13 protein-coding genes are annotated in these 14,208 nt (G+C 52.6%); 1 reads left to right on the top strand and 12 read right to left on the bottom strand.

Annotated features, from left to right (window positions below; translation table 11 throughout):
* Positions 1-877: 877 nt before the first annotated feature.
* The 3 genes from PRIO_RS25150 to lspA all read right to left on the bottom strand — a co-directional run bounded on the left by PRIO_RS25150 (position 878) and on the right by lspA (position 3,736).
* Positions 878-2,131, bottom strand: coding sequence for an LL-diaminopimelate aminotransferase (locus PRIO_RS25150; protein ID WP_020427815.1), 1,254 nt, complete (start codon positions 2,129-2,131; stop codon positions 878-880).
* A 134-nt stretch (positions 2,132-2,265) separates the two neighbouring features.
* A complete protein-coding gene (locus PRIO_RS25155; RefSeq protein WP_020427816.1) occupies positions 2,266-3,240 on the bottom strand; it encodes an RluA family pseudouridine synthase in 975 nt (324 codons plus the stop codon).
* The gene (gene lspA / locus PRIO_RS25160; protein WP_020427817.1) at positions 3,233-3,736 is read right to left on the bottom strand and encodes a signal peptidase II; all 504 of its coding nucleotides are present in this window, start codon (positions 3,734-3,736) and stop codon (positions 3,233-3,235) included. The genes PRIO_RS25155 and lspA overlap by 8 nt, the downstream gene beginning before the upstream one ends.
* Before the next feature lie 240 nt (positions 3,737-3,976).
* Between lspA and PRIO_RS25165 the strand changes: the two genes are divergently transcribed.
* Positions 3,977-4,708, top strand: a complete 732-nt coding sequence (locus tag PRIO_RS25165) for a TraR/DksA C4-type zinc finger protein (RefSeq protein ID WP_020427818.1) — start codon at positions 3,977-3,979, stop codon at positions 4,706-4,708.
* Positions 4,709-4,796: 88 nt separating this feature from the next.
* Here the strand turns inward: PRIO_RS25165 and PRIO_RS25170 are convergent, their stop codons facing one another.
* The 9 genes from PRIO_RS25170 to PRIO_RS25215 all read right to left on the bottom strand — a co-directional run bounded on the left by PRIO_RS25170 (position 4,797) and on the right by PRIO_RS25215 (position 14,096).
* Positions 4,797-5,189 (bottom strand): DUF5665 domain-containing protein, encoded by a 393-nt coding sequence (locus PRIO_RS25170; RefSeq protein WP_407944504.1) that lies wholly within the window; start codon positions 5,187-5,189, stop codon positions 4,797-4,799.
* Between the two features lie 325 nt (positions 5,190-5,514).
* Positions 5,515-8,607 carry an isoleucine--tRNA ligase gene (ileS, locus tag PRIO_RS25175; protein ID WP_020427820.1) on the bottom strand — a complete coding sequence of 1,031 codons (3,093 nt, stop codon included), beginning with the start codon at positions 8,605-8,607 and terminating at the stop codon, positions 5,515-5,517.
* A gap of 1,162 nt (positions 8,608-9,769) precedes the next feature.
* The gene (locus PRIO_RS25185; RefSeq protein WP_025707246.1) at positions 9,770-10,255 is read right to left on the bottom strand and encodes a DivIVA domain-containing protein; all 486 of its coding nucleotides are present in this window, start codon (positions 10,253-10,255) and stop codon (positions 9,770-9,772) included.
* Between the two features lie 321 nt (positions 10,256-10,576).
* Positions 10,577-11,359, bottom strand: coding sequence for a YlmH family RNA-binding protein (locus tag PRIO_RS25190; RefSeq protein WP_020427823.1), 783 nt, complete (start codon positions 11,357-11,359; stop codon positions 10,577-10,579).
* A 9-nt stretch (positions 11,360-11,368) separates the two neighbouring features.
* Entirely contained in the window at positions 11,369-11,635 is a 267-nt protein-coding gene (locus PRIO_RS25195; protein ID WP_020427824.1) for a YggT family protein, read from the bottom strand.
* Positions 11,636-11,642: 7 nt separating this feature from the next.
* Positions 11,643-12,086: a cell division protein SepF gene (locus PRIO_RS25200; protein ID WP_020427825.1), complete on the bottom strand. Its 444-nt coding sequence runs from the start codon at positions 12,084-12,086 to the stop codon at positions 11,643-11,645.
* Positions 12,086-12,778, bottom strand: a complete 693-nt coding sequence (locus PRIO_RS25205) for a YggS family pyridoxal phosphate-dependent enzyme (RefSeq protein WP_020427826.1) — start codon at positions 12,776-12,778, stop codon at positions 12,086-12,088. Before PRIO_RS25205 ends, PRIO_RS25200 begins: the two co-directional genes overlap by 1 nt.
* A 3-nt stretch (positions 12,779-12,781) precedes the next feature.
* Entirely contained in the window at positions 12,782-13,639 is an 858-nt protein-coding gene (pgeF, locus tag PRIO_RS25210; RefSeq protein WP_020427827.1) for a peptidoglycan editing factor PgeF, read from the bottom strand.
* 94 nt (positions 13,640-13,733) lie between these two features.
* The gene (locus PRIO_RS25215; protein ID WP_231869754.1) at positions 13,734-14,096 is read right to left on the bottom strand and encodes a YlmC/YmxH family sporulation protein; all 363 of its coding nucleotides are present in this window, start codon (positions 14,094-14,096) and stop codon (positions 13,734-13,736) included.
* Positions 14,097-14,208 lie beyond the last annotated feature (112 nt).

The raw sequence follows: 14,208 nt of genomic DNA on the forward strand, positions 1-14,208 counted from the left end.
ACAAAAAACTCCTTGCCCGAAGCAGGCAAGGAGTGAAATCCGCAGATTCAAAAAGATGGCGTGTCCGCGCGCATAAAAGAACCCTCCGTAGGCATACGGATTCCTCTCTTCATGACGCGAACCTCGATTCACGTTACCTTGCCAGCCTCACGGGACTGAATTAAAGGCGCATATTCAACTACGAGAATTATGACAGATGTTGCGGCGGGTGTCAAATAGGGGAGTGAACAAAAAAACTGTTGTTATGGTGAAAGGTGTAACTCCGGGGAATGTTTGGACTTCCGGCCGCTGTTGTCTCCAGATGTTCTGAATATAGTCGCTGGTAGCGGACAACATCCGGAGACAAAGGCGGACGCTACCGCTCCTCCAGTTCCAAACTTCCCCTCCGTTACTTCGCACCATAAAATCAGGCTTTTAGTTCAATAGCTTAAAGCAAAAAATCCAGCTTCTTTATCACGAAGCTGGAGGGTAATTAACGGCTGAAAGAAGGAAGGGTGACTGAGTGCACAACGCTCGCCCAGAAGTCCGCTAAGACATGCATTGGGGACCGTATGTTATCGTGTGGGGCATTCTGTGGACACGATGAGCTTCCTTCACGATTGATCCGCAGCCGTTGCGGACAGGAAAGCCGTTATTGAAGGAAGATTCAGCTATTCCGCAAGACAACGGACAGGGATGCCTTTATTTGTCTCTTTGCCTTTTATTCCAGGCTCTATCGGACGATATAACGGCTCCTGAGTCCGTAACCGCTGAAAAAACAAGGTTTTTGGCAAAATAAGGGCTCCTCAGTCCGCTCAGTATATAAATTCTTATCATGAAGAAAAAGCCGCCGCAGATTTCTCCGCAGCAGCCTTAAAAACTACATTACTAAACTTAATTAAAATTCAAATTCAACGTCGCTAAGGCGTCTCTGAATTTCCGAGATGACGCGTTTCTCTTCTTCCTCGCCCTTGGCGATGAAGGTTACAGAGAAACGGACGAACGGGCCGGCATCATCCCAAGGCACGGTGGAGATCAGCTTCTCGCGGATCAGGAACTGCGAGAAGTCTTCGCCGGATTCAAAACGGCGTCCACCCTTAATGCCTTTTGGAGCAGCCACATAAAGGAAAAATGAGCCTTTAGGTTTCTCAGCCGAGAAGCCCAGACTGTTCAGCGCATCCACCAGCATGTTGTGGCGGCGGGAATACTTGGCGGCAATCGCTTCGGTAATTTCAGGATGCTCCAGGCCATAAGCCGCTGCCTTCTGAATAGCGATGAATTGACCGGAATCATTGTTGTCCTTCACATCGCTGAACGCCTTGACTACCAGCGGGTTGCCGGCTACGAACCCGATTCTCCAGCCGGTCATGTTGTAGGACTTGGACAAGGAATGCAGCTCTACACCGACATCCTTCGCACCCGGTACGGACAGGAAGCTGAGCGGCTTCATACCGTCATAAGTCAAGGCAGCGTATGGCGCATCGTGAATGACGACTACATCATATTTTTTCGCCCAGGCTACCACTTCACTGAAAAATTCAGGAGTTGCGCTTGCACCCGTCGGATTGTTTGGATAGTTCAGGTAAAGCAACTTTGCTTTGCGGGCCACATCTTCCGGAATGGAGTTGAGGTCAGGCAGGAAGTTGTTTTCTTTCTTCAGCTCCACAGTGAACACTTGTCCACCCAGATATTTCGTGTGTGTGCCCAGCACGGGATAACCCGGAACTGTCATAATGGTAATGTCTCCCGGGTTAATGAAGCAGGATGGCAGCATCGCCAGCGCAGGCTTCGAACCAATGGAGTGCACGACCTCAGTTACAGGGTCAATGCCGTCCACTCTGAAAACTTCCTTCAGGTAAGCGGCGGCAGCGGCTTTGAACTCCGGGATTCCGTTATCGGAATATCCGCGGTTTTCTTCTTTGGCGGCTTCTACCGCGAGCTTGGCGACGATCCCTTCGTCCGCCATTTCATCAGGCTCGCCCACGCCCATATCAATCAGCTCAATATTCGGAAAATCCTGTTTCGCCGACGCTTTGGCGCGTTTGATTTTCTCAAATTTGTAGATGGCTGTATCTTTGCCATAATTCGCACCGCCGATGCGGTCCGCAAAATTAGTCTGAATGAAGGTCTCCTGATATTGTTCAATACTCATAATCTTTGCCTCATCTCCTGCTTTTTTTGTTCCTACATAAACTGAACTTATGATTTTTTTTCAATTTGTATATGTTCTAAATATGCCGCAAAGCTGCCTTCAAAACCATGGATTTATAATCACTTGATTTGTACTTATCTGCTCCGCAGAGCAAACAGCACTTCTTCCATATCGGCCGGAATCGGCGCGCTGTACTCCATATATTCACCGGTGGAGGGATGCACAAACCCCAGAACAGCGGCATGCAGGGCCTGTCCGTTCATAGTCGTCCCTTTGCTGCGTCCGTAGATGGGATCTCCGACCAGCGGATGACCGATAAACTTCATATGCACACGAATCTGGTGCGTGCGTCCGGTCTCCAGCTGCAGCTCCAGCAGGGTACAATCCCCAAATCGCTCCAGCACGGTAAAATGGGTCACAGACCGTTTGCTGTTCTTCTCTGTTACGGTATAGAGCTTGCGGTCATGCGGATCACGGCCAATAGGCGCATCTACCGTACCTTGGTCATGGGACAGGTTACCGTGCACTACAGCGATGTAGCGGCGGGTTACGCTATGCTCCTTGAGCTGGGCTGCGAGCGAAGCATGGCTGGCATCATTTTTGGCGGCCATAATCAGTCCGGAGGTGTCTTTATCAATACGGTGCACAATCCCCGGACGAATCTCGCCGTTAATGCCGGACAGGTCCTTGCAATGATACATCAGCGCATTGACCAGTGTGCCGGACGGATGGCCGACTGCCGGATGAACCACCATCCCGCGCGGTTTATTTACAACAATAACATCGCTGTCTTCATAGACCACTTCAAGCGGAATATCCTCCGCAATCAGGTCTGTTGCTTCAGCTTCCGGCACAGCAACTGCAACCACATCGCCTTCGGCCAGCTTATAGTTGGCTTTTACCGGAGCGCCGTTTACGGTTACATGTCCTCCGCTGATCCACAGCTGTACCTGGGAGCGTGAAATGTCATCTTCCCAAGACTCTGTAATGTATTTATCGATCCGCTCCCGGGCATTCTCTCCGGCAACAGTCCATTCCGTGACGTCCCTTTCCTCTTCGAAGGCGCCGGAAGGCACCTGCTGATTGACGTCCTTGTTCAACTCATTCATTCCCTTCCCTGACTTCCTTGGTTTCCTTAACCTCGTTGATTTCTTCTCCGCTCTTCATATCAAGCAGCGTATCCAGAATAATCAGCCCCACCCCGATCACGATGCAGGAATCCGCCACATTAAAGATCGGAAAGGTGTAGCTGCCGAAATTGAACATCAGGAAGTCAACAACCTCTCCGTTCAAAAGCCGGTCCAGAAAATTGCCTACAGCTCCGCCGAGTACCAGCGCCAGTGCAGTGGGCAGCAGCTTGCGGGTTGCTTTTGCCTTGTTCAAATACCAGACAATTCCGGACACAACAATAACGGTGACCACGACAAAAAACCACTGCTGTCCCTGAAGAATGCCAAAGGCAGCTCCTTGATTGCGGTGGGAGGTGATAATGAAAAAATCCTTGATAACCGGAATCTGCTCGCCGAGCTCCAGCCGGGTAGCAATCAAATACTTGGTACCCTGGTCTACCAAAAATACGATAAGCGCAATCAGATAGTACACCACAGAAGTTGTCACTCCGTTCTTATTTTTCCCGCTGCAGGCGGTACGAATACTGTATAAAGACTTGTATATTGTAGCACAGGCCTCAAGAAGCCGTCTATTGCAAGGACAGGGCCGCGCGCCCCAGACCGGGGAGTATTTGCCATGCTAAAAAACCAGTTCTCCGGTCAACCTATCCAATAAGCATCCGGAACATACCGCAAACGAACGATGCTGAGAATGTATACGAAAGGAGCGATCCCTATGAGCCATCTGCCGGCAGAGCAGCTCGCCAAGCTGCGGGCTGCGATCATTCAGCAGCGGGAAGATATTGAACATAGATTGAAAAACAGCGCCCACTACGGGCTGCAGGACTCCATGCGTGACATGACTGGAGATCTGACGGAGATTGACAACCACCCCGGCGATGCCGCCACGGAGCTGTATCACCGGTCCATGGATATTTCATTGTTGGAGCGTGACGAGCATGAGCTGGACAACATCGCTGCAGCCTTAGCTGCCATGGATGAAGGAACCTATGGGGTCTGCGCAGTCTGCGGCGAATCCATCCCCCTGGAACGCTTGAATGCCGTACCGCTAACCCGCTTCTGCAAAGAGCATAACCCTCGCCAAAGCTCGCCTTTCACAAGGCCTGCAGAAGAGGAATTTCTGTCCCCGCCTTTTGGCCGCACCAGTCTGGATGAACGCGGGGAACAGAACCGGTTCGACGGTGAAGACGCCTGGCAGATTGTGGAGAGCTGGGGCAGCTCCAATTCACCTGCTATGGCCGAGGGCAATGACATTTCTTCTTATAATGATATGGAGATTGAAGCTGACGAAACCGAGGGCTTCGTGGAGCCTTGGGAGAACTTTATCGCTACCGACATCGCCGGGAACCATATGATGGTCATCAAGGGATCAAGCTACCGCCACTATATGGACAGCGGGGAAGGCAGCTATCTTCTCGATCCGCTGAGTAAAAAAGAAAGGGAGTAGCCTGGGGCTGCTCTTTTTTACATATATTAGGGGCCCCGCAAAGTATGTGAATTAGCTTCCATGCAAAGGCAAACTTTTGCGGGTTTTTTTAAAAAGTCTTCAGCTCCAGTTGATGTTGTACAATCCGCACAATGTCTGCAATGTAATCGCCGATGATCGGCAGATTGAGCGCCCCAAGAACCTGAAGCACATAAATGATCGTTGCGGCAAAAAAAGTAAAGCCCAGCGCAATCCCCAATCCCCGCGCCGTTCCCGACAGGACATTCAGCCAAACCAGACGCCAGGGTGAGTTCAGGAGCTGCGTATATTCGGCGATCCGCGCTTTCTCCATCTGCTGGACCAGCCCGGTTGTCAGCCGGTAGACCGCATTCAGCTTTTCTTCCGGCGGAATTTCGCCAGGATCACCGCTAATGCCGCGGAAATCTGCAGGAGGCTGGTCCGGACCATGTGCATTCACGTGCACAGAACGCCCCTGCTTCATTGCCGCCCGCTCAAACTGACGCGGTGTATGCTTTTCTGGAGTATTGCTGTCCGCCTGACTGCTTATGCCCTGCTGCGTGCTGCTGCCCGCCCCGGATGTTCTGATCGAGATTCTTCCTGTTTTCCCGAAGCGGTGCTTGTCCTCTTGCCGTCCCTCCATGGCGTTGACTCCTCCCTAGCGTCACTTAAGGTCCACAAAGTAAACGAGCCCGGTCAAAAGAGAGAGGACTCTCTTTAAGCACCGGGCTCGTCATTTTGCCGCTAACCCCTAGAATCTTATCCTTTGCCGCTAGTATATGCCATTTAGGGACAGGTAATGCACACCTTTAGGCTCCGATATGAATTCCGATCGATTTGCCTCCGGCTTCTACGGTCTCAAACGCATGCTCTCCATCGAAATCAACTGTAGTTACCAGCACATTCTCGCGGAGCACATGTTCAAATGCCGTCACTGCCGCTTTCAGCTCGCCGTCCACCTTAAGCGTCAGCGCGATCCGTTTCTCAATCGGCAGATCCAGGCGTTTGCGGTAATCCTGGACCGCGCGCACGATCTCGCGTACCCAGCCTTCCTGCTCCAGCTCCGGTGTGATCTCCGTATTCAGCGCTACTGTAAGTCCGTACCCGGATGCCGAAGCAAAACCCGGTTTGGCCTGCTTCTCTACAAGCAGCTCCTCAGCGGTAATCTGCAGCTCCTCCCCTTCCGGAGATACAATCGCAATGACGCCTTCCTGTACGGCTTTGCGGGTAGCCTCACTGTCCAAAGCTTTCAGGAAGCCCTGGAGGAAGCCGACGTTTTTACCGTATTTTTTACCGGCCACCTTCAGATTGAGCTTCAATGTAAAATCTACAAATCCGCTGTCGCTGTGCTCCACCACAATCTCTTTGACATTGATTTCATCCTTGATGATCTCTTCGTAATCCGCCAAATGGAAGCTGCGGTCAATCGATACAATCAGCTCGGACAACGGCTGGCGGTTCTTGATGCCGGTCTCATTGCGGACGTTGCGGGCCAGCTCAACAATCTGTCTCGCACTCTCCATATCCTGCTCCAGCTCCAGATCGATCAGACTCTCATCGGCCACAGGATAATCTGCCAAATGCACACTTTCACCGCCGCCCAGATTCATAAAGATATCCTCGGACAGCATCGGTGTAAAGGGCGCCATCAGCGTAGCCGTAGTCAGCAGAACATGCGTCAATGTGCGGTATGCATCAAGCTTCTCCTCGCCCAGCCCGCTGCCCCAGAACCGGTCACGGGAACGGCGGATATACCAGTTGCTCAGCTCATCCACAAAGTTCTCAACGGCCTTGGACGTATTGACGAAATCATTAACCGCCAGGCCCTTATCCACCAGCAGGATCAGACTGTTCAGACGGGACAGAATCCAGCGGTCCAGCTTATGCCCCGATACTTTGAACGGATGATCAGCAGGATCATAGCCGTCGATACCGGCATACAGCGTCAGGAACGCATGGGTGTTGACCAGCGTATCCACAATTTTGGATTTGGTCTCACCAACCAGGCCGCGCGAGAAACGTTTGTTGTTCCATGGCGCACTGTCGGACAGGATCGCCCAGCGGAACGCATCCGTGCCGTATTCGTTCATGATTTCCCAAGGGTCAATGACATTGCCTTTGGATTTGGACATTTTTTGGCCGTTCTCATCAAAAATGTGGCCGTGGGCAATAACCGCCTTATACGGAGCTTTGCCTTTGAACAGCGTCGATACCGCAAGCAAGCTGTAGAACCAGCCGCGTGTCTGGTCAATCCCTTCGCAGATCATGTCTGCCGGATATTGGTCCTCGAACTTGTCTTGATTTTCAAAAGGATAGTGGCTTTGGGCGAACGGCATCGAGCCGCTGTCAAACCAGACGTCGATAACCTCTGAGGTCCGCACCATTACTCCGCCCTCGCTGAATGGACTGCGCAGCTTGATGTTGTCTACATAAGGCTTGTGGAGCTCGATATCCTCCGGCACCTCTCCGATCGCCATCGATCTCAGTTCAGCAATGCTGTGCGGGGCAAATTCCTTGCCCGTATCCTGGCAGATCCAGATATTCAGCGGAGTCCCCCAATAGCGGTTGCGGCTGATGTTCCAGTCCACCAGTTCCTCCAGGAATTTGCCGAAGCGGCCTTCGCGCACGTGATCCGGGTACCAATCCACACTGTTGTTGTTCGCAATAAGCTGGTCCTTAATTGCCGTTGTCTGGATAAACCAGCTGTCTGTTGCATAGTAGAGTAGCGGGGTATCGCAGCGCCAGCAGAACGGATAGCTGTGCTCGTATTTCTCTTTGCTGTACAGCAGGCCTTTCTCGGATAGCACCTTGACAATATCCAGATCGCAATCCTTCACGAACCGTCCGGCAAAATCAGAAACCACATCCGTATACTTACCGGAAGTGTCCACTACGTTGACAAAGCTGATGCCATTCTCACGGCAGCTTTTATAGTCATCTTCACCATGGGCCGGAGCCATGTGCACGATCCCTGTACCGCTGGAATCCGTAACGAAGGAAGCTCCAACGATAACATTATGTTTTTCGGCCTGGATATATCCGAATGGCGGTGTATAGCTCTGGCCGATAAAATCCGTGCCCTTGTGCGTGGACAGGATCGTATATTCACCCTTCAATACCTCTTCCGCAAGATTCTTTGCAAGCACATACACGCCGTCTTCCTGCCGGGCGCGGACATACTCCATGTCCGGGTTCATCGCCAGGGCCATATGCGCCGGCAGTGTCCAAGGCGTGGTCGTCCAGGCGAGCACATAGTCGCCGCTGCCGTTCAGCTTAAACTTGGCTGTTGCACTAAGGTCTTTGACCGTCTTGTAGCCCTGCGCCACTTCATGCGAGCTTAGCGTCGTCTGGCAGCTTGGGCAATACGGGCTTACCCGGTGTCCGCGGTACAGCAGCCCTTTCTCATGGACCGTAGCAAGGATGTTCCATACGCTCTCGATGTACGTATTGTCCAAGGTAACATATGGATGGTCCAGATCGGTCCAGTACCCGATGGCTTCCGTGAACTCCCGCCACTGCTTCTCGTACCCGAAGACACTTTCTTTACACTCCTTGATGAACTTCTCCACACCATATTCTTCGATCTCTTGCTTGCCGGAGATTCCCAGCTTTTTCTGTACGCCGAGTTCTACCGGCAGCCCGTGAGTATCCCAGCCTGCCTTACGTACTACCCGGTAGCCTTTCATCGTCTGGTAGCGGCCGATAAAGTCCTTGATGACCCGCCCGAGCACGTGCCCGATATGCGGTACGCCATTGGCCGTCGGCGGTCCTTCATAGAACACATAGTTCGGACGGCCTTCACGGTTCTCCATGGATCTGCGGAACGTATTTTCGTCGCTCCATTTCTTCAAAATGCGGACGTCTCTGGCCCGCGCTTTTTCTTTGACATCTACTTTTTGCATTGATGGTCAATCCTTCCATGGTTTTGTCTTAAAACCTCTTCGATCCCTCCCAAACCCTCCCTTAGCCAAGGGAGGGCCCCAAGGGCTCCGCCCTCTGGACACCCGGAACATTGTCTAACTTCCGGGGAGAGGCGGGTTTTGATCTACTGTTGTCGTAGTGCCCGCTTATCGCCGCAAGCGGCACGCTTTACCTCAGGCCAGCTCCCGCCACGGCCTGGCTTTGCCCTTGGCGACCCCGCCCGCGATCCCGAAGGGCAGCGCGGGGCGGGGGGCCTCTTGCGGCGGGGCGGAGCCGCCGCTGCCTTGCTCCGGGCGACCCGCCCGCGAACCCGAAGGGCAGCGCTGGGCGGGGGGCCTCTTGCGGCGGGGCGGAGCCGCCGTTGCCTTGCCCGGGCGACCCGCCCGCGAACCCGAAGGGCAGCGCGGGGCGGGGAGCCTCCCGCGGCGGGGCGGAGCCGCCGCTGCCTTGGCCCGGGCGACCCGCCTGCGAACCCGTAGGGCAGCGCGGGGCGGGGAGCCTCTCGCTTTTGCTTTTCGCTCTTCCGCATGGAAGGCCCCGCAGGCGTCCCCGCCAGGGGAGCCTAAGAAGGGCCGCTCCCCCGCCGAACAAATCCTTTCCCTTCCGCAGACGCCCCTCTTTCCACGAACAATCCCTTGTTGCGGGTGTCCAGAGGGCGGCCAGCCCTTGGGGTCCCCCTTAGTAAGGGGGATTTAGGGGGATGCTCAACGTAAAAAAGGCGCCGCCCCGCCCCAAGGGGCGAGACGACGCTCGCGATACCACCCTAATTCTGTACCTCATGCACATCCGCAAGGGATGTGTAATTAGTACAATCTCAGTTCCGCGCAGCATGCTGGCCGCGCGGGTCCGGGATAACGTCCGGCAGACGGCTTAGGCCTACACACGTATGGAACGCTTCAGCTTAGCTTCTAGGGGAAGATCTTCCGAGCAAGGCGTGAACAATCGGCTCGCAGCAATCACCGACTCTCTGGAGAACGTTACCTTATCGTACTTGTCCCGTCATCGAATAGATATGAACAGATTACAGATATGTTCTAGTTATAGACGTTTTAAGCAGAAATGTCAATCTCGAAGACGGAAGCCCCCCTCCGCAGCAGGGAGGACTGCGGTGTACATTGAACGGCCCGAAAGGCTGTCTGCCGCTCAGAGCGCGTTCTCGCTTACCTCGCGGCTCTCCAAGGCGTTCCAGTCGTCGGTGGACAGCAACTCCAGCTGCGCTTCCAGCAGCGTCCGGAAACGGGTGCGGTAGATAGAAGCCTGCTTGCGCAGCTCTTCCGTCTCGATTGCAACCTTGCGGGATTTAGATAATGCTTCGTTAATGATCCGGTCGGCGTTTTTCTCCGCTTCCTTGATGATCAGCTGGGACTCTTTTTTGGAGTTGTTCTTCACGTCATCGGCTGCTTCCTGAGCAACGAGAATCGTTTTGGACAGGCTCTCTTCGATGTTCACAAAATGATCGAGCCGCTCCTGAAGGGACAAAAGCTGGTTGTGCAGCTCCTTATTTTCACGGATGACGCTCTCATAATCCTTGATGACCTGATCCAGAAATTCGTTGACCTCATCCTCATCATAACCGCGGATTCTCCTGGAGAATTCCTTGTTATGTATATCGAGTGGTGTTAATGGCATGCTGTGCACCTCCTAGAAATTTCGGACCTCTTGTGCCCCTGAACCCTTATCTGTCCGCAGACAAAATAGAAAGACTATATTTAAGTAGAAGCAGCTGTGCCCTCCTTAAGAGAACAGTATCCGTTTTAGCGGAACTATAAGACCAGCCACTTGCAAAATATTATCTGCCCTTATAGTTCATATATACGCGAATCACGGAATTTCACCCGGCTGCCGCTGGGGCCGCCTCTTCTACAAGTATCGGCGTTCAGCTTTCAAAATGTTTGGCTCCCTATAGAGATATTCAATTTCGACAGACAGCACTGGATTCCTGCATGGATTTCAGACAAATTTGCCGACCTGCACCCGATAGCGGCCTTTTTTGGTCAGAGACCCGATCTCCAGAATCTTGAACCGGCCAAAACCCTGAATGGAGACCATATCCCCGTCCTTAAGTCCGCAGGAAGGGTCTTCCTCAACCTTCCAGTTGACGCGGACCCTGCCGGCCTTGATGGGCGCAAGAATTTTACTCCGGCTAAGCCGGGTCACATCCGCCGCAATGCCGTCAAGCCGCAGCGAAGCAACCGTCAGGTCTATGGTCTCCAGCTTCACCTGGCTGCTGCGCAGACCGGATACTGGCAATACCTCTGTACTGACATTCATCCGGTGCACACCAGTCAGGTTCATCGCCAAATAATCGGCGATGTCCGCCGCCACAACTACATGACAGCCATCCTCGAGCACATGGATATCGCCGATTTTCCCCCTCTTAATTCCCAACCCCAGGATTGCGCCCATATAATCGCCATGTTCCAAGGCCAGAAACTTTTGTTCACCAGAGGAAATGGCGAGGACCTTCAGTTCCATATCTTCGGCCTCAAGGTCCAGGTAATCGGGAGCCACCAATGCCCGCTTCCGTTCTGCTTCCGCCGATCCGCCATCCCACCTTACAGAAACATCCGGGTGGCGGTTAACCAGCGTCTGCAGAATAAAACCTTGGCGGGGGTCCAAAAATTCGGTCAGCTTGGATTCATGATACTCTCCTGCACCGGTGACCCACTCCAAGGCCTTGTCCACAAATTGCCGTTCGTCGGGGTGGAAATGTCCGTAAATTTCATTCTTCATCGCAGCAGCCTAAAATACATACGCCACAATATACTGCAATCCGTTTTTGGCAAATTCCAGTACAAACAGGGCAATAATCGGGGAGATGTCTATCGTTCCGAACAACGCCGGAATAATCCGCCGGAAGGGGGTGAGGTACGGTTCCACCAGCTTGCCAAGCAATTCTCCGATGAAGCTGTCCCGTACATTCGGGAGCCAGGACATTAGGACGTAGAAGATGATCATCACGAAGTAGATATTGTATAGAATTTCAATAATTAGATTGATTTGGGACAAAGCCCGTTCACCTCATTCTGTTGTAGTCTTGATCATCACCCAGAATCTCCGAAATGGAGCCTTGGATTTCAACGGTATCCGGTGTGCACATAAATATATTGCCCCCAATTTTGGAAATCCCTCCACCCAGGGCATAAACGGTTCCGCTGAGAAAATCAATGATCCGCATCGCCTGGTCATTTCGGACCCGCTGCAGATTGATTACTACGGTGCGGTGGGCTCTGAGATGGTCGGCGATTTCCTGTGCCTCTTCATAAGAACGGGGCTCATACAGCACGACTTTTACATTTTTTTGCGAATGGATACTGACGACGTTCGCCCGCTGATTTTTGCGGGTTTCTACAGGGGCAGGCTCATATTCTTCCTCATCGCGGGAAATTTGCTCCCGCTCTACAATTTCCTCTTCCTCCTGCAAGCCCAAAAAACTCATAAACCGGTTCATCACGCCCATCAAGCTCCCTCCTCATGGCCTACTAATACCGTACCCAGGCGTACCCAGGTGGCTCCTTCCTCTATCGCCACTTCAAAATCATTCGACATTCCCATCGACAGCTCTTGTATAGGCTCAGGTGTCAAGGCCAGCAGATTAAGCTTATCGCGAAGCTCCCTTAACCCGCGGAAAACCGGACGGGTCTGCTCCGGCTCCGCTTCATAAGGCGCCATAGTCATCAGTCCGATGACCTTAATGCGGTGCAGACTGGCGATTTCATGCAGAAACCCAGGCACGTCCCCGGGGGCCAGACCGAATTTCGTATCTTCTCCCGAGATATTCACCTGGAGGAAGACGTTCACGGTAATTCCAGCAGCATCGGCCTTTTTGTGCAATTCCCGCGCCAGCGACAAACGGTCAAGCGAGTGTATATATTGAAATTTGCCAATAACATCCTTGACCTTATTGGTTTGCAAATGTCCGATGAAATGCCAGGTTCCTTTATGTCCCAGGGCATTCCATTTGGGCTCAGCATCCTGCCAGCGGCTTTCTGCAATATCCTCAAGGCCTGCCTCCAGCACTGCGGATACCGTTTCCAATGATACATATTTCGTCACAGCGATAACCTTGACGTCCGCCACATCCCGGCCGCTTGCTGCACAGGCACGTGCTACACGTTCCTCTACGCCGGCTATTCTTTCCTGCAGTGTCAACGTTCAGCTCTCCTTTATTCCGATCCAGCTCGTCATTCTTCCTGTAACTCCGTTTTCCTTCCGGTACGAAAAGAATAAATCCTGATTACAGCTTGTACACCAAGATGTACATTCGATATGAGTCGGCAATATTCCTGCTTTAATCATAATGCGTCGATTCATTTCTTTCAAGTTCAGCATGCTTTTACGGTCATCCGCTTCCGATGTCCGGTATAAGTCCTGCGAGGGGCCGGAGCCCGCTGCCGCCTTCAGACCATCCTCAAGCTGGCGGATATGATCCATGACATAGTCGTCCACTTCATAACAGCAGTCCCCGATTGAAGGTCCGATCCCGGCAAGAATATCCTGCGGGCGGCTGCCATACCCCGTCTCCATACGGGCTACCATAGCAGCGGCAATCTCTGCCACGGTTCCTTTCCAGCCCGCATGTGCGAGTCCAACCACTTTCTTCAGGGGATCATAGAAGTAGAGCGGCACACAATCGGCATAAAAAGAGGTCAACAGCACACCCGGTACATTCGTGAGCAAACCATCCGTTCCTTGAAACGCCGATGCTCTGTCCAAACTGCCCCGTCCACGGTCATCCGCTTTGACCACAGCTATATCATTACCGTGGGTTTGCTCTCCGCAGGTCCAGTCCTGCAATGTAAAACCGAGGCTCTCTGCAAGCAAAGTACGATTCCCGAGCACATCCGTCGGTTCATCTCCAACATGAAAAGCACAATTAAAGCTGTCATAAGGCGCTTTGCCTATACCACCCTGTCTGCCTGTGAATCCTGCAGTAATTTCGGCATGCTCCGCACGCCAAGGCTCCAAATGAAGCAGCATAGGCGCGCCGTTCTTTTGCATAAACGGTTCCATATTTTCACCTCGCCCTAAGTGTACCACAAGATGCCTTCACAGATTTATTTCGTGAACCATATCAATTTTTATATTTAAAAAAAGACGCACCTTGTCAATAAGTGCGCCGGTCACTGCGGTCTCCCCGCTCCAGATACATCGGTTCCCGCTCTTCCTGATTTTGCGGCATCCGGATTTCCTCCATCTTGACGAGTACAACATCGGCGCCGATCTTCACGATATTCCGCCAGGGAATAATCAGATCCGTGCCTCCACCAAAGAGGCCCATAAATCGCGTATACCCCGGAATAATGATTGCATCGATCACACCGCGGCGGAGATCCAGTTCCAGATCACTGATCTGCCCCAGCCGCTTCCCGTCGATAATATTGATCACATCCTTCGTCTGAAAATCAGAGATTTTCATTTTTTTACCGCTACCTATAGAATCGTCGTTCACCTCGCCACCCCTGTACATTCAGACATATAGTCCAATATATGTTATGCAGGCTTGGCCACATGCCTAAATTCAGGTACCTGTCCAATCAAAAGGGTGCCCGGATAGCGATTATTCACCGCACCCGGAACAC

The sequence above is a fragment of the Paenibacillus riograndensis SBR5 genome (assembly GCF_000981585.1).
Lineage (GTDB): Bacteria > Bacillota > Bacilli > Paenibacillales > Paenibacillaceae > Paenibacillus_AQ > Paenibacillus_AQ riograndensis.